Source organism: Methanobrevibacter sp. UBA417 (genome assembly GCF_002508845.1).
GTDB lineage: Archaea > Methanobacteriota > Methanobacteria > Methanobacteriales > Methanobacteriaceae > Methanobrevibacter_A > Methanobrevibacter_A acididurans.
Genome location: NZ_DAZC01000015.1, coordinates 1 through 2459, shown reverse-complemented (window position 1 = coordinate 2459; position 2459 = coordinate 1). Strand labels below are relative to the sequence as shown.

Sequence of the window (2459 nt, the reverse complement as noted above, 5' to 3'; positions counted from 1 at the left end):
ATATTTATTTAATTAATTCTGCGCCTTTATCTACAGTGATTTTACATGCAACTGGAAGTTTCATTGATGCACGTTTAAGTGCGAGTTTTGCATCGTTAAAGTTTTTAGGATTAATATCAATAGTGATAACTTTTTGATTTTTACTGCATAAAGCTTCTACACTAACTGCTTTTCCGAATGCGTTTCTCATACCACTTTGTACACGATCTGCTCCAGCTCCTGTAGCCATAGGATTAATACGTACAATATTGTGTGGGTAAGTTCTGATTTTCAAATGGTATCCGAATCTTCCTGCCTTTCTCATCATTAATCTGTTAGAAGCAATTCTTGCAGCTTCTAAAGCATTATGACTAATTCTGATAGGTCTTTTAACTGATAAAGATACAGCTACTGGGAATTCATCTGTTAAGCTTCCCATGTCATATTGAACAATTCTTGAATTTGGGGTTTTTCTAATATATTCTTTTCTTGAATAAGCACGAACCATTAATAGTTCCTCCATAAATAATAAATTTAAAAATTTTTCTATCAAACAATCCAAATATAAATTATGGTTTGATATATAATAAAAATAAACAAGCACCTAATAAACCTTAATTTAAGATTATATAAGGGGTTTATTTAAATAAAATTTTAAGATTAAATAAAAAATTTTTTTTTGTATCTAAAATTTAATGTTATATTTATATAATTTAAGATAGAATACGATTATTTATTTTAATCAACATTAATAAATGTTATGTTGAAAACAGTTCATCATGAAAAAAAATATTTTTATTTATAAAAAAAATGAGTTTAATAAAAATTCATTTACAATAATTTATTTTGTAATTTCTATTATATAATAATATAATTAAGTAGAATAAAAAAAAAATTATAAGTAGAAAAAAAATTTATAATTTATTTAAATTACAAGTGATTTTAATTTATTAAAGAATACTGCATGAATCAATTCATTTTTATAAATTAATGCAGATCCAGTTGAATCAGTATTTTCAAAACGTGAATCCTCCCCACAACCAACTGATTTAAAAGTTTCATACTTAGAAGATGAAATATTATCCCTAAAATCCTCAGCCAAATTATAAACATCCAAATCTTCAGTATTACTAGTTTTACTCTCTTGTAAGGCATCAATTATGTAACTTTTAATTATTCTCTCATGAAACTCTTTATATAAATAATTATTATATAATAATTCTAATCCTTTAACTTCATTGTTTATAAGAATTATACTACCATTCTGCTTATTTGCATATGGAAAACTTTCATAGTAATCATTTAATGTCTCCTCTTTAGATGAATAAACATCTTTTAAAGCACTAGTCTGAGATTCAATATTTAAATTGTTTTGAGTTTGATTAATCACATCCCAAACAAGGCCTTGATTAGATTTATAAACCCCATCTTTTTTAAGTGAAACATTAACAGTTTCTGTCCGTGCACCTCTAACATTTGATGAAGCATAATTTGTAGAATCATAAAAATTATTAGTTTGATACTCCCACCTATTAGCTTCAACACAACTTACAGGTATTAATTTTCCAACATGTGGTGGGATTAAAAGACTAGTATTTGCAATACGATCCTGTTTAGCACCAATAAGTACTTCACCTTCAAGAATAAGTAAAGGAGTTACTGCATTATTCATCACTTTTATCGTATCAACAATTCCATTTGGGTTTTCTTCATTTAACTCCACTAAACCCATACGTAAACCTTTCTTAAGAGTGAGAAAATCAAAATCATTAAGATTACTAGTTTCAAACCCTAAAACTGATACATTTTCATAGTTTTGCACTGGTAAAAATTCAATACTACTTAAACTATCTTTTATTGCATTAACACTCATAAAAAAAAATCCTCCCCCGTACTGATTTTTTTAAATTTTATTCACATCTGAATTTTCATCAGATTTTTCCTGTTCTAATTCATCATGAGATAATACTTGAGCAATTATAGAATCCTTAAATATAAATCGGACTTTAGCATAATCTGGATTCATAATTTTATCATAAATCCTACCTGCACTCATTGCTCCTTTAGCTACAGTTTTAGGACTATTTGCAACAAATCCTACTTGACCAGCATAACGCATTAGAACTTTAATAGCTTCACCATCATGAAGATTTTCCGGATCCTTTACTAATTTTAAAATACTACCTATTTGGAAAGGTTTCACTCCATGAAAAAAACTAGTACCATTAACTGTTATAAACATTTCACTAAAATCAACCATTTTAAAAGCACTCCCCCTTAATTATTAATTTTATTATACATTTACTAATATATTAAAATTTTTATCAATACGAAAAAAATATTTTTCTTTGTGAATTATAAATATATACTTGAATACATAAAATTAATAAGTAGAATATAAAATGAATTTATTTTATATTTTTTTTATATTAATAGTTGAAAAAAAATAAAGGATTTTTTTACTGTGAAGATTAAAGCAG

The 2459-nt window shown here is 25.9% G+C and carries 3 protein-coding genes; all 3 read right to left on the bottom strand.

Translation table 11 applies throughout. From position 1 onward, the window contains the following. Positions 1–4 precede the first annotated feature (4 nt). On the bottom strand, positions 5–487 hold the full coding sequence (gene rplJ, locus BP769_RS02350) for a 50S ribosomal protein L16 (protein WP_409198483.1): 483 nt from the start codon (positions 485–487) through the stop codon (positions 5–7). 417 nt (positions 488–904) lie between these two features. Continuing rightward, positions 905–1852, bottom strand: coding sequence for an ARPP-1 family domain-containing protein (locus BP769_RS02345; protein ID WP_413861955.1), 948 nt, complete (start codon positions 1850–1852; stop codon positions 905–907). Between the two features lie 30 nt (positions 1853–1882). Beyond that, the gene (locus BP769_RS02340) at positions 1883–2239 is read right to left on the bottom strand and encodes an HIRAN domain-containing protein (RefSeq protein WP_409198481.1); all 357 of its coding nucleotides are present in this window, start codon (positions 2237–2239) and stop codon (positions 1883–1885) included. Positions 2240–2459 lie beyond the last annotated feature (220 nt).

Excerpts from the sequence above, each read along its gene's own strand:
- BP769_RS02345 (WP_413861955.1), bottom strand. The coding sequence starts at position 1,852 with ATGAGTGTTAATGCAATAAAAGATAGTTTAAGTAGTATTGAATTTTTA.
- rplJ (WP_409198483.1), bottom strand. The coding sequence starts at position 487 with ATGGTTCGTGCTTATTCAAGAAAAGAATATATTAGAAAAACCCCAAAT.
- BP769_RS02340 (WP_409198481.1), bottom strand. The coding sequence starts at position 2,239 with ATGGTTGATTTTAGTGAAATGTTTATAACAGTTAATGGTACTAGTTTT.